Origin of the sequence: Spectribacter acetivorans, from assembly GCF_031846305.1 — a bacterium.
Taxonomy (GTDB): Bacteria; Pseudomonadota; Gammaproteobacteria; order Nevskiales; family Salinisphaeraceae; genus Spectribacter; species Spectribacter acetivorans.
In genome coordinates, this window is record NZ_JAVRHY010000001.1 from 317774 (window position 1) to 337485 (window position 19712).

The 19712-nt window shown below is 67.3% G+C and carries 16 protein-coding genes; 9 read left to right on the plus strand and 7 right to left on the minus strand.

What is annotated here, in order from left to right; genetic code table 11:
- The first annotated feature begins 44 nt into the window (after nt 1–44).
- On the plus strand, nt 45–2210 hold the full coding sequence (locus RM531_RS01455; protein ID WP_311656740.1) for a hypothetical protein: 2166 nt from the start codon (nt 45–47) through the stop codon (nt 2208–2210).
- Between the two features lie 9 nt (nt 2211–2219).
- Here the strand turns inward: RM531_RS01455 and RM531_RS01460 are convergent, their stop codons facing one another.
- Nucleotides 2220–4910 (minus strand): winged helix-turn-helix domain-containing protein, encoded by a 2691-nt coding sequence (locus RM531_RS01460; RefSeq protein WP_311656741.1) that lies wholly within the window; start codon nt 4908–4910, stop codon nt 2220–2222.
- Between the two features lie 344 nt (nt 4911–5254).
- Between RM531_RS01460 and RM531_RS01465 the strand changes: the two genes are divergently transcribed.
- The 3 genes from RM531_RS01465 to RM531_RS16050 are packed head-to-tail and all read left to right on the plus strand — an operon-like array spanning nt 5255 to nt 7781.
- Nucleotides 5255–6631, plus strand: coding sequence for a cytochrome ubiquinol oxidase subunit I (locus tag RM531_RS01465; RefSeq protein WP_311656743.1), 1377 nt, complete (start codon nt 5255–5257; stop codon nt 6629–6631).
- Nucleotides 6628–7635 (plus strand): cytochrome d ubiquinol oxidase subunit II, encoded by a 1008-nt coding sequence (gene cydB, locus RM531_RS01470; protein ID WP_349255366.1) that lies wholly within the window; start codon nt 6628–6630, stop codon nt 7633–7635. Before RM531_RS01465 ends, cydB begins: the two co-directional genes overlap by 4 nt.
- Nucleotides 7636–7664: 29 nt before the next feature.
- Entirely contained in the window at nt 7665–7781 is a 117-nt protein-coding gene (locus tag RM531_RS16050) for a DUF2474 domain-containing protein (RefSeq protein WP_349255276.1), read from the plus strand.
- Here the strand turns inward: RM531_RS16050 and RM531_RS01475 are convergent.
- The 4 genes from RM531_RS01475 to RM531_RS01490 form a co-directional block, all read right to left on the minus strand.
- A complete protein-coding gene (locus RM531_RS01475) occupies nt 7775–8521 on the minus strand; it encodes a DsbA family protein (RefSeq protein WP_311656747.1) in 747 nt (248 codons plus the stop codon). The two genes, RM531_RS16050 and RM531_RS01475, sit on opposite strands and share 7 nt — an antisense overlap.
- 76 nt (nt 8522–8597) lie before the next feature.
- Nucleotides 8598–9068: a DUF4396 domain-containing protein gene (locus tag RM531_RS01480; RefSeq protein ID WP_311656748.1), complete on the minus strand. Its 471-nt coding sequence runs from the start codon at nt 9066–9068 to the stop codon at nt 8598–8600.
- The gene (locus RM531_RS01485) at nt 9065–9487 is read right to left on the minus strand and encodes a MerR family transcriptional regulator (protein WP_311656749.1); all 423 of its coding nucleotides are present in this window, start codon (nt 9485–9487) and stop codon (nt 9065–9067) included. The genes RM531_RS01480 and RM531_RS01485 overlap by 4 nt, the downstream gene beginning before the upstream one ends.
- Before the next feature lie 102 nt (nt 9488–9589).
- Complete coding sequence (locus tag RM531_RS01490) at nt 9590–10747, minus strand: alkane 1-monooxygenase (RefSeq protein WP_311656751.1); 1158 nt, start codon at nt 10745–10747, stop codon at nt 9590–9592.
- A 148-nt stretch (nt 10748–10895) separates the two neighbouring features.
- Here RM531_RS01490 and RM531_RS01495 point away from each other — a divergent pair, with 148 nt between their 5' ends.
- The 5 genes from RM531_RS01495 to RM531_RS01515 all read left to right on the plus strand — a co-directional run bounded on the left by RM531_RS01495 (nt 10896) and on the right by RM531_RS01515 (nt 17263).
- On the plus strand, nt 10896–11549 hold the full coding sequence (locus tag RM531_RS01495; RefSeq protein ID WP_311656753.1) for a TetR/AcrR family transcriptional regulator: 654 nt from the start codon (nt 10896–10898) through the stop codon (nt 11547–11549).
- A gap of 83 nt (nt 11550–11632) precedes the next feature.
- Entirely contained in the window at nt 11633–13090 is a 1458-nt protein-coding gene (locus tag RM531_RS01500; RefSeq protein WP_311656755.1) for an aldehyde dehydrogenase family protein, read from the plus strand.
- A 124-nt stretch (nt 13091–13214) separates the two neighbouring features.
- Complete coding sequence (prpB, locus tag RM531_RS01505) at nt 13215–14081, plus strand: methylisocitrate lyase (protein ID WP_311652342.1); 867 nt, start codon at nt 13215–13217, stop codon at nt 14079–14081.
- An 18-nt stretch (nt 14082–14099) separates the two neighbouring features.
- Nucleotides 14100–15278, plus strand: coding sequence for a saccharopine dehydrogenase NADP-binding domain-containing protein (locus tag RM531_RS01510; protein WP_311652341.1), 1179 nt, complete (start codon nt 14100–14102; stop codon nt 15276–15278).
- An 83-nt stretch (nt 15279–15361) separates the two neighbouring features.
- Nucleotides 15362–17263 (plus strand): alpha/beta fold hydrolase, encoded by a 1902-nt coding sequence (locus tag RM531_RS01515; RefSeq protein ID WP_311656757.1) that lies wholly within the window; start codon nt 15362–15364, stop codon nt 17261–17263.
- A gap of 680 nt (nt 17264–17943) precedes the next feature.
- On the opposite strand, the gene RM531_RS01520 is transcribed toward RM531_RS01515, so the two are convergent.
- Both RM531_RS01520 and RM531_RS01525 read right to left on the minus strand, forming a co-directional pair.
- Nucleotides 17944–18825, minus strand: a complete 882-nt coding sequence (locus tag RM531_RS01520; RefSeq protein WP_311656759.1) for a phosphoribosylaminoimidazolesuccinocarboxamide synthase — start codon at nt 18823–18825, stop codon at nt 17944–17946.
- Nucleotides 18826–18899: 74 nt separating this feature from the next.
- Complete coding sequence (locus RM531_RS01525) at nt 18900–19712, minus strand: carbon-nitrogen hydrolase family protein (protein WP_311656760.1); 813 nt, start codon at nt 19710–19712, stop codon at nt 18900–18902.

A 19712-nucleotide genomic window follows, 5' to 3' on the forward strand; every position in this document is an offset into this window, starting at 1 on the left:
CGCGGCGCTGCCGCGCCCCCGTCCGACCGAACGTGAACGACAGGATGTTGTATCAACTGCGAACGGGCGCGCTGGCCGCGCTGTTACTGCTGCCGGCCGGCCTGGCCCTGGCCGCCACCGACCGCGGCCAGGCCGCCGAGCAACAGCGGGCGGTCGCCATGACCCAGGAGCGGGCCTTCGACCTGCTGTCGGCCCGCCGGGGCGAGGCCCAGTCCGTGGCTTTCCCCGCGGAAACCGATGTCTCGATATTCATCGGCATCAACGTACCGTCCTTCGTACTGGAGGAGGTCACGCTGTTCCTTGATGGCCGGCGGGTGACCAACAAGCGCTATTCCCGCGCCGAGGCCCTGCTGCTGCACAGCGACGAGCGGCGGCTCGACCGGGTGGTGCGCACCAACGTCGAACCCGGCTCGCATCGGGTGCGGCTCGAGTTCGCGGGACGCCTGCGGGATGCCGAGCCGGACGGGACGCAACTCACCGGCGAGATCGATCTCGAGTTCGACAAGGGCGAGGCCCGCAAAGCGCTGATCCTGCCGGCCGCCCCCGCCGCGCTGCAGATGAACCGGCGGCTCGACCCCAAGCCGTGGCAGTGGCGCGAGGAAGCCGAAGACCCGCGCCTGGCCCTCACTCGCTATCTGCGCGCCCGCGACCAGTCCTTCGAGGCCATGATCGAACTGATCGACATGGCTGCAGTCAGCGGGCAGGAAAACCTCAAGCCGGCCTACTTCGCCCTGCTTGCCCACGTCTATCTCGACTTCGGCATGGCCGAGCAGGCGGAACAGGCGGTGGAGACGTACACACGGCTCGGCGCCGAGCGCGAACCGTTCGAGGATATCCGCCTGCGCCTGGCCGAGCTGGATCTCAAGCGCGGCAATTACGGCCCGGCCGGCCGTCGGCTGGACAAAGCGAAACAGTTTCTTACCCCGGCGCAGCGGGTGCGCTGGCAGGATACGCTCTCGCGCCTGCAGATGGCCGAAGGCGCCTTCGCGCAGGCCGCGGCCACGCTGGCCAGCGGCGAGAACGCGCTGGAAGTCATCACCGAGGTGGACGACGCCAACAACCAGAGCCTGACCATGCGCTACAACCTGGCGGTCGCCTGGCTGCGCAGCGGGGAGGTGGCCAAGGGCCGAACGCTGCTGGACCGGATCGGCAGGCTGACGCCGTTCACGCCGGCACAACGCTTGCTTCGCGATCGTGCGAACGTGCTGCTGGGGTTCAGTTTCCTCAACGCCGACCAGAGCGCCACCGCCAAGCACATGTTCCAGCGGGTCCGTCTGCACGGGCCGCTGTCCCCGGTAGCCCTGCTGGGGCTGGGCCGGGCCGAGATCACGCCACCCGGCGACCGCCAGCAGCGGGTCGCGATCGGCGACGAGCCCGAGGCCGGGACCTACGGTATTGCCGACACCGAATCCGGCCGTCTGCAGCGCAGCGACCAGCGCGACCGCTTCAGTGCGGATGGTTACAGCAAGGTACAGCTCGGTACCTATCCCATCGCAGATATCGCCGCCGAGGAAGAACAGCAGCGCCAGCGGGCGCTGGTGGCCTGGCAGACGCTGACCCAGCGCAATCCCCGCCACGAGGCGGTGCAGGAGGCGCTGGTGGCGATTCCCTATCTGCTGGAGGAATTCGAAGCCTACGGCGCCGCCCAGCAGCAGTACGCGCAGGCCATGGACATGCTGCAGGCGGTGCGTGACGAGCTGACGCGCGCGATCGAGGGACTGGAAGGCGGCGAACCGGTGTCGCTGCCGGCGGCGGGTGACTCGCTCACGGCGCTGGGCCGCGAGTGGCGCCGTCAGGCCCTGGGCGACTCGCTGGCCAGCTCGCGCTGGGTCCAGCGAATGCTGGCCTCCAACGCGTTCAGCGAACCGCTGGCCAACATCCGGCGCATCCGCCGGTTGCAGACGGCGCTGGCGCAGGCGCCTACTGCCACGGCGCGCCCGGTGGCCTATGACGGCGGCGCGTCACGGGCCGTGGCCGGGCAGGTGGACAGCCGGGTCATGGCGATGCTGGACAAGGCGGCGGACACCGAAATCCAGCGCCTGGCCTCGGTGGCCATCGACACACTCGCCACCCAGCGCGAGCAGCTGGACCGTTTCCTGCAGGCGGTTCGCTACGGCGTGGCGCGCATGCATCTGCGGCCGGCGCTGCGTGAGCAGGAAGAAGCCGAGGCCGAGGGTGAGGACAGCGGCGTGAAGGATTTCGCGCCGTAGCGTGAGCCGCTACAGCAGCTGCATGTGCCGGGCGGCGCTGATCGCCTGCACCCGGCTGTTGACCCCGAGTTTCGAGTAAATGTTCTTGAGGTGGAATTTCACGGTGTTCTCGGACACGAACACGTGACGGGCGATGTCCTTGTTGGAGGCCCCGTTGGCCAGCAACTGCAGGATTTCGCTCTCGCGTTCGGTCAGGGGTTCGAGCGGGCGGTGGGGATCCCCGGCCGGGGTGCGGACCGCGTCGGCATCCACCACGCCGGCGGTGGCCAGAATGCGCACCACGAACTGCTGCACGGGGCCCTCGGCGCCTTCCACGCCGGCGCTGCTGGTCAGTATTGCCAGATCGCTGCGCAGCAGGTCGATCACCGCCGGGCCTTCCTCCAGGAAGGTCCGGACCAGGCCGGCCGGCGCCGCCAGATTGAGCGCCCGTCGCAGCGAGCGATGGGCCGCGTTGGCGTTGTCGAGGCGGCGGTGGCCGATGGCCTCCAGGATATGCAGCTTGATCTGCCGCCGGGTCCGCCGCTGGGCGGCGGCCGCGGATTGTTCGGTCGAGATCAGGCGCATGGCCGCTTCCGGATTGGCCTCGCGCAGGCCCAGCCGGATTCTGCCGATGGCCTCGCCGGCGGTGTCCTCTGCAAACGGCAGCCACCCGGTCGGTAGCGGCGCCGGTTCGGCCTGGATCGCGGCGGCAATGCGCCGCGCATGGTCGACTTCGTCAGCTGCCAGTGCCCGACGTACCCGCTCCCAGCCGACCAGTCGCAGCAGCCGCGGCCAGCGACTGGCATGGCCGAGGGTTTCCGCCTCCTCGAGGACGGTGGTGGCGCGCTTGCCGTCGCCGCGGCTGTCATGGATGCGGGCGGCGGAGAAATAGGCCAGCGCCAGGTAGTCCAGCAGCGCGGCGTCGGCGATCACATCGTGATAACGCCGGAACTGGTCCAGCGCGGTGTCGATGTCGTCGACCTCGTACAGGGCGTGCACGTAGCAGGCCACGATCGCGGCCGAGGCGAAGGAGTCGTCCACCTGCACCCGCGGCTCGTCCAGACACTGCCGGAACATGCCGATGGCGTCCTGCGTCTGCCCCTGCAGCAGCAGGTTCATGGCGGCCGTACCCACCGAATAGCCCCAGCTGAAGGTGGCGTCGCCGCGGTCCGAGTGGGCGCGGGCCAGCGACAGGATTTCGCGGGCGGATTCGAACTCGCCCCGGGTCATCGCCAGATAGCCTTCCAGATTGGCCGCCGCCCCTAGTTCGAAGGCGTGAAAGCCCTCGACCTGGCTGTCGCGCACGTCCATGGTGGCCACGATGTCGGCGGCCTCCTGAATGTCATCCCGGACCACCGCGGCCATCGACAGCACTACGGCCGGATGGGTCTGCATGCGGGCCCGCTCGGTGGCGGGGATGTCCTCGATCATGGCCAGCAGGGGGGCGAGCTTGCGGTGCCGGCGCAGGAATGTCAGCGCCCAGACAATCTTGACCACCAGGTCCGGGTTGGCCCGCAACTGCCTGGCGGGGATGCGCTCGCTCCAGCGCTCCACGGTCATCAGATTGCCCTCGGCAATCAGCATGGTGGTCCAGCTGTCCAGAATCCGGGCGCCGAAGTCGGCGTCGCCGCTGGCGAGGGCATGGTGGATGGCCTCCTCGTGCAGGCCGTGGTCGTGGAACCAGCGGGCGGCTCGCTCGTGGATGCGGCGGGCGGCCTCCGGGTCCTGTTCCTGCAACTGGTCGGCCAGGAACGAGGAGAACAGGGTGTGGTACTTGAACCAGTAGCCTTCAGCGTCGAGGCTGCGCAGGAACAGGCCGGCGCTTTCCAGCGCCTGCAGCATGCGCTGGGCGTCGTCGCGTTCGAGCACCGCATTGCACAACGGCGCCGACAACCGCGTGAGCAGTGAGCTCTGCAACAGGAATTGCTGGACCGCCGGGGTCTGCAGCTGCAGCACATTGTCGGCCAGGTAGTCCGCCAGCGGGCGGGGCCGGAAATCGGCGATGTCGCGCAGCGATTCGCGTACCGACGGCTGGGCGAGCGACAGCCGGTAGAGCTGCACCGCGGCGGGCCAGCCTTCGGTGCGGTCGTGAATGGCGGCGGTTTCCTCCGGCCGCATGCCCAGGTCGCTGACGTCCTGGAAGAAGCGGACCACCTCGTCCCGGGAAAAGCACAGATCCGCCGGCCGGATCACCATCGCCCGGTTGTTCACCTCGAGGCGCGACAGCCCCACCCGCGGCAGGGTGCGGGTGCCCACGAAAATGCGCACCTCCGCCGGTACCGATTCGAACAGGTTGCGGAAGAAGCTCAGGACCGGGCGGTTGGACAGGGTCTGGAACTCGTCCAGGAACAGCGCCACCGGGCGGCCGATGGCCACCAGCTGCGTGGTCAGCCAGTCCGCGTGCTGGGTACGCCCCCGCGCCTGAGTCGGGATATCCTGCGCGTCTTCCCGGCTCGCCACGGTATCCACCAGTGCCTGCATGTGGGCGGCGAAGCGCGTGATGTCGTTATCAGCCTCGTCGAAGGTCAGCCAGCCGCAGCGCATGCCCTGGGCGTCGCAGGCGCTCCAGGCCTGTTGCAGCAGGGTCGTCTTGCCGTGACCGGCGGGGGCCTGGAGTAGCACCACGCGCGGGCTGTTGCGGCCGAGAATCCGTTGCAGAATGGCATCCCGGCGTACCGCGCCCGGCGTGCCGGCCGGTGCGAACAGCTTGTGAGCAATCACCTGATCGCCCGTCCGGCGCGTTTGCCGCTGGCGGCGACTCAACCGCGGCACCCCTCGGCGACGATCGGCCACCGGGTTGGTGGTGGATTCATGAGCAACTCCCGCATCGACCATGCAGCCGGGTGGAAGCACGGTATCCGGCGGGCCAGCCCGCGGGCGTGGCGCGCATCGGGCCGACTGTCAGCGCCGGCGACGATTGTTATGGTGGCCGCTACTAAACCGTGCCGGACCGGTCAGCGTCAACTGAGCAGGCCGTAATCTTTTCTACTGCGGCGCACAATGCGGTAGCATGTCGAGTTGTCTGCCATTCGGCTTAATACCCCACGGGGTAGCAGGGGCCTGCCATGGATGCGTTACTTCTTTCCCGCCTGCAATTCGCCTTCGTGGTCAGCTTCCACATCCTGTTTCCGGCCTTCACCATCGGGCTGGCAAGCTGGCTGGCCATGCTCGAAGGCCTGTGGCTGGGCACCGGCAAGGATGTCTTCCGCCGGCTCTATCGCTTCTGGGTGAAGATATTCGCGGTGTCGTTCGGCATGGGTGTTGTGTCGGGCATCGTGATGAGCTTCCAGTTCGGCACCAACTGGAGTGTGTTCGCCGAGGCCACCGGCAATGTGCTGGGCCCGCTGCTGTCGTACGAGGTGCTCACGGCCTTCTTCCTGGAGGCGACGTTCCTCGGCATCATGCTGTTCGGCTGGGATCGCGTGGGCCGTGGCCTGCACTTCCTGGCCACGGTGATGGTGGCGGTGGGCACGTTGTTGTCCACCTTCTGGATTCTGTCCGCCAATTCCTGGATGCACACGCCCGCGGGCTTCGAACTGCGCGACGGCATCTTCCATCCCACCGACTGGTGGGCGATCGTGTTCAACCCGTCGTTTCCCTATCGTCTGGCCCACATGGTGCTGGCGGCCTACCTGACCACGGCATTCGTGATTCTCGGAGTGGCGGCCTGGTACCTGCGCCGTGGGCTGGCGCCCCAGGGGGCGAAGGTGATGCTGGCCATGGGCGTGGGTTTCATCGCCATCACTGCGCCGCTGCAGATCGTGGCCGGCGATTTCCACGGGCTGAACGTGCAGGAGCACCAGCCGGCCAAGATAGCGGCGATGGAGGGCCACTGGGAAACCCGGCGCGGGGCCCCGCTGTATCTGTTTGCGATACCTGATCCGGCGAACGAGACCAATCATTACGAAATCGCCATCCCGAAGCTGGGCAGCCTGATCCTGGCGCATGATCTGGACGGCGAAGTGCTGGGACTGGATGCGTTCCCGGTGGAAGACCGTCCGCCGGTGATTCCGGTGTTCTACGCCTTCCGGGTGATGGTGGCGCTGGGGATGCTGATGCTGCTCGCGGCGGTCTGGGGGCTGTGGCTGTGGTGGCGCGGCCGGTTGTTCGAGCCCGGCTGGTATCACCGCTTCATGGTCTGGATGGCGCCGGCCGGCTTCGTGGCGGTGCTGGCCGGCTGGTTTACCGCGGAAATCGGGCGTCAGCCGTGGGTGGTCTATGGTGTGATGCGCACCGCCGACGCGGTGTCGCCGATTCCCGCCGGCGCAGTGGCCGCCAGCCTGATCACGTTCGTGTGTGTCTACTCCGTGGTGTTCGGCGCCGGGCTCTACTACATCCTGCGGCTGATCCGGCAGGGGCCGGAAGCACCGCCACCACGCACGTCCGGCTTCAAGACCCCGGCGCGGCCGATGTCGCTGCCGGACGAGCTCCCGGAGGATTGACCATGGTGGAATGGCTTCCCCTGATCTGGTTCGGAATCATCGGCTTCGGCGTATTCATGTACGTGCTGCTGGACGGCTTCGTGCTGGGCATCGGCATGCTGTCGCGCCTGGCTGCCACCGAGGAAGAGCGCGACATCATGATGAACTCGGTCGCCCCCATCTGGGACGGCAACGAGACCTGGCTGGTGCTGGGCGGGGCCGGTCTGCTGGCGGCGTTCCCCCCGGTCTATTCGGCCATGCTGACGGCGCTGTACCTGCCGCTGACGCTGATGCTGATCGCGCTGATCTTCCGCGGCGTGGCGTTCGAGTTCCGGTTCAAGGCGCGCGACAAGCGGGGCTGGAATCTGGCCTTCCAGGCCGGGTCGGTAGTGGTCACCTTCTGCCAGGGCGTTTCGCTGGGCGCACTGGTCCACGGGATCAACGTGGTAAACAATCAGTATGCCGGCGGCAGTTTCGAATGGCTGTCCCCGTTTGCCCTGATGACCGGGCTGGCGCTGGTGGCCGGGTATGCCCTGCTCGGCGCCACCTGGCTGGTGATCAAGGCGGAAGGGCCGCTGCAGACCCGTGCCTACGGCTGGAGCCGCACATTGCTGGCCGCCGTGGTGGTATTCATGGCCCTGGTCAGCCTGTGGGTGCCGTTTCTCGATGACGCCTATGCCCAGCGCTGGTTCGGCTGGCCCAACATCGTCTGGTTGCTGCCGGTGCCGGTTATCACCCTGGCGCTGTGCGCGGGGCTGTACCGCAGCCTGGGCCGACGGGCCACGTTCAAGCCGTTTCTGTACTCGCTGGGGCTGTTCGCGGTGGGTTATGCGGGGCTGGCCATTTCCATCTGGCCGCATATCCTGCCGCCGCACCTGACCATCTGGAACGCGGCCTCGCCGCCCGCCACCCAGGGCTTCCTGCTGGTCGGGCTGGTTGCGCTGCTGCCCTTCATCCTGTTCTACACCGCTTACTCGTACTGGGTATTCCGCGGCAAGGTCACCGCCTCGACGGGGTACCATTGAACCGGCAGGATGAGGAAACGCGGCCGCCGGTGCGGCGTTCGTGGCCGCAGCGGCTGGCCTGGTTCGCCGGCCTCTGGCTGGCCGGCCTGGTGGTCGTCGGCGGGGGCGCCTACGGCCTGCGGGCGCTGATCAGCCTGCTTTACTGACCCGCGGTCCGCAGCTGGGTGTCGATTTCGGCGGCGATGGTGTCGTAATCGACCACCCCGGGAAATACCTTGTTGCCCACCATGGTTGTCGGGGTGGAGGTCACGCGCAGCTGCTCGGCTACGGCCGCGCTCTGGGCCACCCGCTGGTCGGCTGCCCCCTCGTCCAGACACTGTTCCAGGGCATCAGCGTCGACGCCGCTTTCCACCGCCATATCGAGGAACTCGTTGGTCACGTTGCCGGCCGAGGACCAGCGGGACTGCCGCTCGAACAGGACTTCGTGGTACGCCCAGAACTCGCCCTGCCGCCCGGCGCAGCGGGCCGCCGCCGCCGCCTGGCGCGCATGCTGATGCATGGGCAGCGGGAAGTCGTAGAACACGAAGCGCACCTTGCCCTCGTCGGCATAGTTCTCGCGGATGCGCGCCGCAGTATCCGCGAAGGCGGCGCAGGCCGGGCACTGATAGTCGGCGAATTCCCGCACCACCACCGGCGCATCGTCCGGCCCGTAGGCCACGCCGCGGCGGTCGAATTCGGTGGCCAGCTGTTCCATGGTCTGCGGGTCCAGCGTACGGCCGTCACGGCTTGCGGTGCTGTCGGTGCCGCCACCGCCGGTGATGCGATCACCGAACGTGATCACCAGCAACGCCAGGATGATGGCGCCGACGAACAGGCCGACGGGCACCACGAGGGCCCGGACGAGGCTGTTCTGCGGCGGCGGGTTGTCGGGGGTCTTGCGGCTCACGCGGGTCTCCGGAAAATCAGCTGGAACGGCCGCGAGCATAGCCCAAACGGCCGTGCGAAATAAATCTGGCGGCGCCTCAGTGACAATGCTTGAGATTGCGGGTGAGCAGCCAGTAGTTCACCGGCCAGGCCGCGAGATAGCCGCAGGGCAGGGCCAGGCCGAAGCCGATCCAGAATATCGGCGCCGCCAGCGACCCGGCCTGCACACCGCCCACGGCGTAATCGATGCCGTTCATGGCAATCTCCATCACGGAAATCGAGGCCACCTCGCCCAGCCAGACGGTCGCCAGCGCCGCGCCCAGGGCCAGGCCGTGATTACGCATGACCGTGACCGCCGCCAGGCTGATGCCGACCACGAAGGCCAGGACCACCGCGAGACTCATGGTCGCGAACGCGCCCCAGCCGGCCAGCGTGCCGATGACCAGCCCCAGCAGCTCGCCGATCCCGCAGCCGGTCAGGCAGTGCAGGGTGACGTGGGCAGAGGACTTGAACAGCCCGCTGGTGTGGCCGCCGTGTTCGCAGGTCTGATCGGTTGCGGTGTCGTTCATGCTGTTGTCTCCTGATCGAGCGCTTCGATGATGGGGCAGCCGCTGACGGTGCCGCGCCCGGAGCAGCGCTGGTCCAGATCCGCCAGGGCGTCGCGCATGCGCTGAAGGTCGGCCAGTCGCGCGTCTAGGTCCGCCAGCCTGGCCCGGGCCAGCTCCTTCACGGCGGCCCGGTTGTTGCCGGCTTCCCGCAGGCTTAGCAGTTCGCCGATCTCGGCCAGGGTGAAGCCCAGGGTCTTGGCCCGCCGGATGAATCGCAGCCGGCGGGCCGCGTCCGGCGGATAGCGGCGGTAGCCGTTGCCGGATCGCGGGGGCGGCGGCAGCAGGCCGCGACGTTCGTAGTAGCGGATGGTTTCCACGTCCGAGCCGGCGCGGCGGGCCAGCTGGCCGATGGTCATGTCGGACTCGGAAAGCGCGTTCATGGTCGCCATTGTCACCCCGGAGTTGACTACGGGGTCAAGTCGAAAGAAAGCCCCGTTGCCGAATCGGCAACGGGGCGCTGCAGGCGGGTCCGTCGATCGGTGTCAGGCGGCGGCGTACCGCGCCTTGAGCGCGGCTTCCCGGCCGGGCTGCAGATTGGCCCGGTCCAGGTCGCCGTCGTAATGGGCGACCACCTTCGGGTCCATCACCCGGTACCAGAGCCAGGGAATATAGGCCAGCACGATCATGCCGGCGTAGCCGGTGGGCAGCTGCGGGGCATCGTCAAAGTGGCGCAGGGCCTGGAACCGGCGGGTGGGGTTGGCGTGATGGTCGGAGTGGCGCTGCAGGTGGTAGAGCAGCACGTTGGTCACGATGTGGTTGTTGTTCCAGGAGTGTTCCGGCTTGCAGCGCTCGTAGCGGCCGTCATCGCCCTGCCGGCGCTTGAGGCCGTAGTGCTCGAGGTAGTTGACGGCTTCCAGCAACGAGGCCCCGATGGCGGCCTGGATCAGCAGGAACGGCAGCACGACCCAGCCGAACAGCAGCGCGAGGCCGCCGAACAGCACCACGGTCATGGACCAGGCCTGAAGGTTCTCGTTCTCGAACGACCACACGCTCTTGCCACAGCGGGCCAGGCGCTGCTTCTCGATCTCCCAGGCCGAGGTCAGGCTGCCGATCACCGTGCGTGGCAGGAAGCGGTAGAAGGATTCGCCCATGCGCGAGCTGGCCGGGTCCTCGGGGGTGGCCACGCGCCGGTGGTGGCCCTTGTTGTGCTCCACGAAGAAATGCCCGTAGGCCACCGGGGCCAGCGCGATCTTGGCCAGCCACTTCTCGCCGGCGGGCTTCTTGTGCCCGAGTTCGTGCGCGGTGTTGATGCCCACGCCGGAGAGGATGGCAAGCGACCAGGTCAGGCCGGTCAGTGCCACCCAGTCGAGCGAGCCACTGCCCACCAGCCAGGCGGCCCAGACCACCACCACGTACTGGACCGGGATGAACAGGTAGGTGCACCAGCGGTAGTAGGGATCGTCCTCGAGCTGGCGCAGCACGCTGTCGTCGGCGTTGCTGTCGTCGTCGCCCACCAACCAGTCGGCGAGCGGAACCAGCCCGTAGAGAAAGGCCGGGGCGAAAAACCAGGCCCAGCTGCTGCCGGTGAGCCAGGCAAGCGCCCCGCCGATCATCGGCAGGAAGGCGACGACGGCGCCCCACAGCCAGAGATAGCGTTTGCTGTCGTGGGCGCGGGCGAGTTCGGCGGTGGTGACACTCATGTTGACCAGTCTCCTCGTTGATCGAATTGACCGAGTGGTCAATTCCGGCTGCGCCGTTCAGTGCAGCAATAAGTCGGACGATAAAATTAACCGACCGGTAAGTCAATAGCATGCTATCCTTTGGCCAAATTCCCGCGATGGCACGCCCATGCCCCGCCGCCCCGCCAGTGAACAGGGCGATACCCTCAAGCAGGTCCGCGAGGCCGCATTCTCGTTGTTCGGCCGTTACGGCTATGACGGCGTGTCGATGCTGGCCGTGGCCCGAGCCGCCGGTCTGACCAAGGCCGCGCTCTACTGGCACTACGACGGCAAGGAAGCCCTGTATACCGACTGCGTGCGCCAGCTGAACGCGTTGTTCCGCCGCCACGTGTTCACCCGCATGGCGGCCGAGGACACCCCGATCGAGCGTCTGATGGCGATCTTTCGCGGCATGGGAACGCTGCTGGCGGACCCGGCGGTGGACGAGGGCGTGGCCGGCTACTGGCTGATGCCGTCCACCGCGGACGTCGCGGAGGCGCGCGCGGTACAGGCGCAGTTCGAGGAGGCGTCGGCCCGGGTCATTGGCCAGGCCATCCAGGCGGCGGTGGACGACGGCGACCTGACGCTGGATATCCCCGTCGTGGACATGGCCCAGGCGGTGATGGCCACGATGGAAGCGATCGTGCTGCCGCTGCGGCGCAGCAACCCCGAGCGCAGTCGCCGTCTGATTGCCGCCCTGGCGCATACGTTCTTTCGTGCCCACGCGGTCCGGCCGGAGCTGGCGCGGATGGCGATGGGCGAAAGCGGCCTGGCCACGACTTAGGTTCGGCATAACTGCCGATGGCCCTGACATAGTAGAGTGTGGCTTCCGTAGCGCATCGGGGGCGCACGACAGGAGGAGTGATCATGAGTACTGCCGTACAGGACATTCGCGACCGGTTTGCCCAGGCACCGGACAATCAGGCCACCGAGATCGAGCGCGTATTCGCGCTGCAGCAGAAGCGGGCCCTGACCCTGCGCACGAGCACCGCCGCCGAGCGGATCGCCAAGATCAAGCGACTCAAGCAGGCGCTGCTCGACCGCACCGAGGCAATCCACGAAGCCTGCTACAAGGATTTCCGCAAGCCGCCGGCCGAGGTCGACATGACCGAGATCATGCCGGTGGTGATGGAGGCCAACGACGCCATCCGCCATACCAAGCGGTGGATGAAGCCGATGAAGGTGCCCACCACGCTGGCAATGCTGGGCACCAAGGCGCACGTGCGCTACGAGCCAAAGGGTGTGAGCCTGATCGTGTCGCCGTGGAACTACCCGGTCAATCTCACCTTCTCGCCACTGGTGTCGGCGCTGGCGGCCGGCAATACCGCGATCCTCAAGCCCTCGGAGATGACCCCGCACTGTTCCCAGCTGATGGAGGACATGGTGCGCGAGGTATTCGACGAATCCGAGATCGCCGTGTTCCAGGGCGCGGTGGAAACCTCGCAGAACCTGCTGGACAAGCCGTTCGACCACATCTTCTTCACCGGCTCCCCGGCGGTGGGCAAGATCATCATGGGCGCCGCGGCCAAGCATCTGACCTCGGTTACGCTGGAGCTGGGCGGCAAGTCGCCGGTGATCGTCGACAAGAGCGCCGACCTGGACAAGGCGGCCCGTGCGGTGGCCTGGGGCAAGTTCTTCAACAACGGCCAGACCTGCATCGCGCCCGACCTGACCTACGTCCACGCCGACGTGAAGGATGAGTTCGTCGAGGCGATCAAGCAGCGGCTGGAGACGATGTACGGCTCGCTCGAGAGTATCGAGTCGAATGCGGACTACGCCCGCATCGTCAACAACAAGCACTACAAGCGGATCAAGCATCTGCTGGACGACGCGCAGTCTCGTGGCGCCAGGGTGCTGGCGGGTGGCCAGCATGACGACGCCCAGGACTTCCTGGCCCCGACCCTGCTGACCGACATCGAGCCCGATGCCGAGATCATGCAGGAAGAGATCTTCGGGCCGCTGATGCCGATCATGACCTTCAAGGACACCCGTGAAGTGATCGACGACATCAACAGCCGGCCCAAGCCGCTGGCGCTGTACGTCTTCGGCAAGGACAACGCGTTTGTCGATCGCGTCATCGGCGGCACCTCGGCCGGCGGTACCGCCATCAACACGGTGATGATGCAGTACCTGCACGGCAATCTGCCGTTCGGCGGGGTTAACAACAGCGGCATCGGCATGGCCCACGGTCACTGGGGCTTCAAGAGCTTCTCGCACGAGCGGGGCATCGTGCGCGATCGCTTCTCGTCGACCCACCTGATGCACCCGCCCTACACGCCGTTCACGCGCAAGCTGATCAACTGGACGATCAAGTATTTCGTCTAGATATTCGGGTATCGCGACCCGCCGCGGCGGGTGTTGACCGGCACGGCCCCACCATCAGGTGGGGCCGTTTCATGTGGCCTGGCGTAAAATAACGGGCTCGAAACAGCACAACGGAGACAACCTGATGGCGAGTGCCGCGCAACGCTTCAATCACGCGCTCAGCGAAGAGAACCCCCTGCAGATCGTCGGGGCCGTCAACGCCTACAGCGCGATGCTGGCCGAACACAGCGGCTTCCGCGCCATCTATCTGTCCGGCGGCGGCGTGGCCAACGCGTCCTACGGCCTGCCGGATCTGGGCATGACCAGCATGAACGACGTGCTCGAGGACGTGCGCCGCATTACCGCCGCCACCGACGTGCCGCTGCTGGTCGACATCGACACCGGCTGGGGCAGCGCCTTCAACATCGCCCGCACCATTCGCGAGATGGAGCGCGGCGGCGCCGCCTGCGTGCACATCGAGGACCAGGTCGCGGCCAAGCGCTGCGGGCACCGGCCGGGCAAGGCCATCGTCTCCCAGCAGGAAATGGTCGACCGGGTGAAGGCCGCGGTGGACGCGCGTGACGAAATGCTGGTGATGGCCCGCACCGATGCGCTGGCCGTGGAAGGCCTGGACGCCGCCGTGGAACGTGCCGCGGCTTGCGTGGAAGCCGGCGCCGATTTCGTGTTCGCGGAGGCGATGACCGACATTGCCATGTACCAGCGTTTTGTCGACATCGGCGCGCCGGTGCTGGCCAATATCACCGAATTCGGCGCCACCGACCTCTACACTACCGAGGAACTCGCCGCCCAGGGCGTGCGCATGGTGCTGTACCCGTTGTCGGCCTTCCGTGCCATGAGCCAGGCCGCTCTAAATGTCTACGGAGCGATCCGCGCCGATGGCACCCAGAAGAACGTGCTCGACGGCATGCAGACCCGCAACGACCTCTATGAGCACCTCGGCTACCACGAGTACGAGCAGAAGCTGAACGCGTTGTTCGGTCAGTCGGACTGACCAGCCGCCCGACGCACCATGCATCTGCTCGCCGTGGGCGGTGGCGGCGCGCTGGGCCGTGCCGCTCTGGACCGCATTCGTCAGCTGCCCGCGGTGGCTCGTATCACCGTGGCCGACTATGACGGTGCCGCGGCCGCTGCGGCTGCCGCCGAGCTGGGGGCATCGGCCGCGCCGCTGACGCTGGACATCTGCGATGCGGCGGCGCTTGACGCCGCGGTGGCCTCGGCCGATGTGGTGCTCAACACCAGCGGGCCCTATTTTCGTTACGGGCTGATCGTGCTGAAGGCGGCCCTGGCCGCCGGCCGCCCTTACCTGGATGCCTGCGACGATCCGGAAACTACCCTCGGCATGCTGGTGCTGGACCGGCAGGCCCGAACCGCCGGCGTGCCCGCGCTGATCGGCCTGGGCGCCAGCCCCGGCGTGACCAACCTGCTGGCGGTGGCGGCTCTCGAAGCCCTCGACGACACCCGGCGGCTGGCCACTGCCTGGCGCGCCGACGGCCGGCTGAGCGATGCGGACAATCGCGGGCCGCGGGACACGGCCACCGCGCTGGACCTCCACCGGGTGCAGCAGGCCAGCGGGCAGGTGTCGGTGTACCGCCACGGGGCCCGGGAACTCGCCGAGGCGCTGGCCCCGGTGAAGCTCTCGCTGCCCGGCTACGGCAGTCGTGTGTTCTATCAGTTCGGTCATCCGGAAGCGGTGACGCTGGGCCGCCGGTTTCCGGACCTGGCCGATGCGCCGAGCCTGATTGCCCTGACCGCCAGCCAGCACCACGGCTGGAAGGCGCTGATGCGCAGTAATACCGGTGCCGAGGATGAAGTCGACCGTCTGGCCGGGCTGCTGGCCGCCGGCGCCTTTCCCGGGCCCGGTCTGGGCCGGCGTCTGCGGCGATTCAGCGGGGGAGTGGCACCGCCAACGGCGGTACCCGAGCTGTTTGCCCTGGCCGAGGGACAGCGGGCCGGTCGCAACGCCTCGGCCCTGGCCGAACTGACGGCAGTGCCGGCCAGCAGCTACGCCGAACTGGCGGGCAGCGTTCTCGCGCTTGGCGTCCAGGCGATTGTCGATCGCCGTCTGCCGGAACCGGGCATTTTCACCCCCGAATCCGTGTTCGTGCCGGCAGCGTTCTTTCCGGCGCTGGCCGCCCTGATCACGCCCGATAATCCGGAAAGCGATCTGTTGAAAATCACCGTTACCTGATCCATCGCCGTCATTTCTGCGTAATAATGGGATGGAACGACCAATAATCGAGCCGGCCTCGACGCCGGTCGGAGGAGATTCCCATGCGCGAATTGTCGGTGCGGCCGCTGATAACGGCCCTGGCCGCCCTGTTTCTGCTCGCCGCCTGTGGTGGCGATTCCGGCGGGGGTGGTCTGAGTCTCGGCCCCGGCGGCGACAACGGCGGTGACCCCGGTGATCCCGGCAACCCCGATCCGGCCAGCCGCGCCGGCGAAACCTACCGCCAGGCCATCCAGGTACCGAGCACCGACGATACCCTGATCGCCCAGGTATTCGAGCCGTCAACCGTGACCGATGGCGAGACCTACCCGCTGGTGCTGCACAGTCACGGCTACGGCGGCAGCCGCAACGCCACCCCCAGCGATTTCCAGCAGCGCCTGCGCGACGCCGGCTATTACGTGATCTCGTTCGATCAGCGGGGATTCGGGGAATCCTCCGGCACCGTGCGTATCCAGTCCCCGGATTTCGAGGGCCTTGACCTGATTGCCCTGCTGGACTGGACCGAAGCCAACCTCGAGCAGCTGGCCTACCGCGACGGGCGCATGGTGGTGGGCAGCTACGGTGGTTCCTACGGGGGCATGTATCAGGTGCTGCTCGCGGCGGCGGACCCGGAACAGCGGCTGCGCGTGATCGCGCCGGATATCACTCCGCATGATCTGACCTTCTCGCTCAACCCCGGCGGCGCGATCAAGTCCGGCTGGGCCTTGGCCCTGATCGCCGGTGGCGAACTGCCGCTGCTGGGGCTGGCGACCGGCGGCGCCGGGCCGGAAGCGCTGGTGGACGAACTCGTCACGCTGGCGCTGGAGCGCCAGAATCTGCGCCAGGATCCGCTGATCGTCGAAATTCTCGCGGACGGGGCGCTCACCAATCGACTGTCCGACTCGGGTCGGAATCTGCTGGCCTATCACAGCTTCCGGCATTTCTGTGACGCGCAGGTCGCCGGGCCGCAGGATGGCTTCGTGGTGGGCATGCCCGACCCGCGGGCATTCAGCCCCGGCACCCCGCCGCCGGCCGTCGACGCCCTGATCACCCAGGGGTTCAAGGACACCCTGTTCAACGTCAACGAGGCGCTGGAAAACTATTCCTGTCTGCGCCAGGCCGGTGGCGACGTGCGTCTGCTGACGCACCAGACCGGGCATGTGCTGCCGGCAAGCCTGGAAACCCTGGGTCTTGAGGACCCGCTCGACCCCTTCTACGCGGCGATTAACCCGCCTGCGTTTCAGGACAGCGGCGGCAGTTTCAGCTGTGGCGGTCTCGATCTGGACGATGTGCGCTTCGGCTGGTTCGAAGCCAAGCTCAAGCGTGATTCGGCGGCGCTGGATTCGGCGCTGCCGATCGGCGACGAGATCTGTCTCAGCCTCGCCGAGGGTGACGCGATAACCGTCGACGAGGTTGCCGCCGGCGGCACCTCATTCGACCTGGCCATGACCACCGAAACCAACAGCCTGACTGGCGTGCTGGCTTCGCTGGCGGGCGGGGAAGTGCTCGAGCCCCTGGAACTGGGCACGACGCCGCTCGCCACGGTGGATCAGCCGCGCATTCTGGCGGGCGTGCCCCGTCTTTCCGTGACCGTGGAGCCGGTCATTTCCCTGCTCGGCGATCTGGGCCTGGACTGCGCCCTGGAGGTTCTGCCGGGTCTGCTGCCAACCGGTTGCGATCCGATCCTGCTGTTCGCAGTGGTCCAACGGCCGCCCGGCCAGCAGCGCTGGGACATGGTGGACGACCAGCTCACGCCCGTGCGCGGCTTCGACACCCATGAGCTGGACATGGTGGCTATTGCCGAGCGGTTGCCGGCCGGCACGGAACTGGGGCTGCAGGTGTTCGGATTCCATCCGCAGTACCCGGTGACGCTGTCCCGCGATCTGTTGGTGCCGGCGGTGACCATCGGGGGTCGTGTGGAGCTGCCGTTGCTTGAGGCCACGGATATCGTTCGGGATGGTGTCTGATGTGGGGGCGTTTTGCTGGAGGGCCGCAGGGTGCCATTCATGGCGCCGATCTAATTTCCGCGGCAATTTAAAGAAGAAGATTCCGCCCCGCTGAAGCGGGCCGGGTGACTTTCTTGTGCGACAAGAAAGTCACCAAAGAAGCGCTTCCGGCGGGCGAGTCTTGCCTCGAACGGGGTTCGAGGCAGGATGCCCTGTGCGCTTCGGTCGGCGAGGGGGTTTCCGACAGTACATCCTTGTACTGCCGGAAACCGCGCGCCCGTCCTGGGCGCGCCCCTTCGGGCCTGGAACCTCGCCGCCCTGCAGTGCTCGGCTCGTCCCGACGGGAATAAAAAAGGTGCCACATCCGGGTTCGGCTGCTTCTTCCTCCCGTTAGCGCTTGCCGCCCGATCGCCGGGGCATCGGGTAAACGGGCCACGGATGGCCCGTTTAGTGCCGTTCAGGACACGATGTCCTGTCGGCACGGCCCGCTTCATGCGCCGGCGGTCGGGCGGGAATCCCCCGGTCAGCGCGGCTGCGCTGACCGGGGGACAAGCGGTTCGGGCGCCCTTCTTTTCGTTGCTTTTCTTGGGCGCGCAAGAAAAGGAACTCGCCCTTCAGGGCGAAATTCTTCCGTTTAGCAGCATGAGTCGCATCATGAAGTGTCGCCGATCTTGACTGTCCGCTTCGAACGGACGACTGGCCTACTCGGTCAACCGCCTCTGCGCCTCCCGATACTTGGCCGCGGTATTGTGCAGCACCTCGTCAGGCAGCCGCGGTCCCGGCGCGGTCTTGTTCCAGTCCAGCGTCTCGAGGTAATCGCGGACGTACTGCTTGTCGAACGAGGGCGGGCTGATGCCGGTGCGGTACTCGCTGGCCGGCCAGAAGCGTGACGAATCGGGGGTCAGGACTTCGTCGATGAGTACCACCCGGCCGTCGGCGTCGGTGCCGAATTCCAGCTTGGTGTCGGCGATGATGATGCCGCGCTCGGCAGCGTAGGTGGCTGCCTGCCGGTAGATCGCCAGCGAGATGTCGCGTACCTGCTCGGCCAGATCACGGCCGACCAGGTTGACGGTGGTTTCGAAATCGATGTTCTCGTCGTGTTCGCCGGCCTCGGCCTTGCTAGAGGGTGTGTAGATCGGCTCGGGTAACTGCTGGGCCTGTGCCAGGCCGGCTGGCAGTTCGATGCCGCAGACCCGGCCGGTCTGCTGATAATCCTTCCACCCGGAACCGATGAGGTAGCCGCGCACGATGGCCTCGATGGGCAGCGGGGTGAGTCTCTTCACCAGCATCGCGCGGCCCGATACCTGCGCGAGTTCGGCCGGCGACAGGAAGTCGGTCAGCGCCCGGCCGGCCACGTGGCTGGCCACGCGGTCGCCGAAGTGGTCGAACCAGAAACGCGATACCGAGGTCAGTACCGCGCCCTTGCCGGGGATGGGGTCGGGCAGGACCACGTCGAATGCGGAGATGCGGTCGGTGGCCACAATCACCAGATGATCCGCATCGGCGGCATAGATGTCGCGCACCTTGCCGCGGTTGAGCAACGTCAGGCTGGTGAGATCGGATTCGTACAGCGTGTCTTGCATCGGGTGGGTCCCGCACCTTGAAAAGCCGGCAAGCGTAACCGCGCGAACGCGGCAGGCCAATACGCGGCGGTTGATTACAGCCGGCGGTGCGTCAGTGCCGGAAAGCGTTCGCGGGTGCGCAGCAGTCCGGCCACGTCGACATCGGCCATGGCCAGGCCCGGGCCGGCGGCAACGCGGTCGAGCACGCGGCCCCAGGGGTCGACGATCATGCTGTCGCCGTGGGTTTCCCGGCCGCTGGCGTGGCGCCCGCCCTGATCCGGCGCGATCACGTAGCACAGGTTCTCGATCGCCCGCGCCCGCAACAGTACTTCCCAGTGGGCGCGGCCGGTGGCGGCGGTGAAGGCGGCGGGCACCGCGAGCAGTTCGGCGCCGGCTGCGGACAGTTGCCGGTAGAGTTCGGGGAAGCGCAGGTCGTAGCACACCGTCAGCCCGAGGCGGCCCAGCGGGGTATCGATGACCACCGGTTCGGTGCCGGGGATGGTGCTGCCGGATTCCTTGTACTGTTCCCCGGTATCCGGCACCGATACGTCGAACAGGTGGATCTTGTCGAAGCGCGCCACCCGGGCGCCGTCCTCGGCGTAGACCGGGCAGGTCGCGAATGCGCGATCGCTGCGATCGTTGCCCCGGATCGGCAGCGTACCCCCGACCAGCCAGACCTTGCTGGCCGCGGCGGCGTCGGCGAGGAAATCCTGGATCGGCCCGCTGCCGTCGGGCTCCGCGATCCGCAGCTTGTCCGACTCGCGCTTGCCCATGAAGGCGAAGTTCTCCGGCAGAACAACCAGCCGGGCACCGGCATCGGCGGCGCGCCGGATCAGCTCGCCGGCGGCGGCCAGATTGCGGTCGCGGTCGGCACCGGAAACCATCTGGATGGCGGCAGCATTGGGCAT

Bases quoted from the DNA above. Each gene is read 5' to 3' on its own strand.
- RM531_RS01480 (WP_311656748.1), bottom strand. From the start codon at position 9,068: ATGAACGACACCGCAACCGATCAGACCTGCGAACACGGCGGCCACACC.
- RM531_RS01525 (WP_311656760.1), bottom strand. From the start codon at position 19,712: ATGCCCAATGCTGCCGCCATCCAGATGGTTTCCGGTGCCGACCGCGAC.
- RM531_RS01465 (WP_311656743.1), top strand. From the start codon at position 5,255: ATGGATGCGTTACTTCTTTCCCGCCTGCAATTCGCCTTCGTGGTCAGC.
- RM531_RS01495 (WP_311656753.1), top strand. From the start codon at position 10,896: ATGCCCCGCCGCCCCGCCAGTGAACAGGGCGATACCCTCAAGCAGGTC.
- RM531_RS01515 (WP_311656757.1), top strand. From the start codon at position 15,362: ATGCGCGAATTGTCGGTGCGGCCGCTGATAACGGCCCTGGCCGCCCTG.
- RM531_RS01455 (WP_311656740.1), top strand. From the start codon at position 45: ATGTTGTATCAACTGCGAACGGGCGCGCTGGCCGCGCTGTTACTGCTG.
- RM531_RS01485 (WP_311656749.1), bottom strand. From the start codon at position 9,487: ATGAACGCGCTTTCCGAGTCCGACATGACCATCGGCCAGCTGGCCCGC.
- prpB (WP_311652342.1), top strand. From the start codon at position 13,215: ATGGCGAGTGCCGCGCAACGCTTCAATCACGCGCTCAGCGAAGAGAAC.
- RM531_RS01510 (WP_311652341.1), top strand. From the start codon at position 14,100: ATGCATCTGCTCGCCGTGGGCGGTGGCGGCGCGCTGGGCCGTGCCGCT.
- RM531_RS01520 (WP_311656759.1), bottom strand. From the start codon at position 18,825: ATGCAAGACACGCTGTACGAATCCGATCTCACCAGCCTGACGTTGCTC.
- RM531_RS01500 (WP_311656755.1), top strand. From the start codon at position 11,633: ATGAGTACTGCCGTACAGGACATTCGCGACCGGTTTGCCCAGGCACCG.
- RM531_RS01490 (WP_311656751.1), bottom strand. From the start codon at position 10,747: ATGAGTGTCACCACCGCCGAACTCGCCCGCGCCCACGACAGCAAACGC.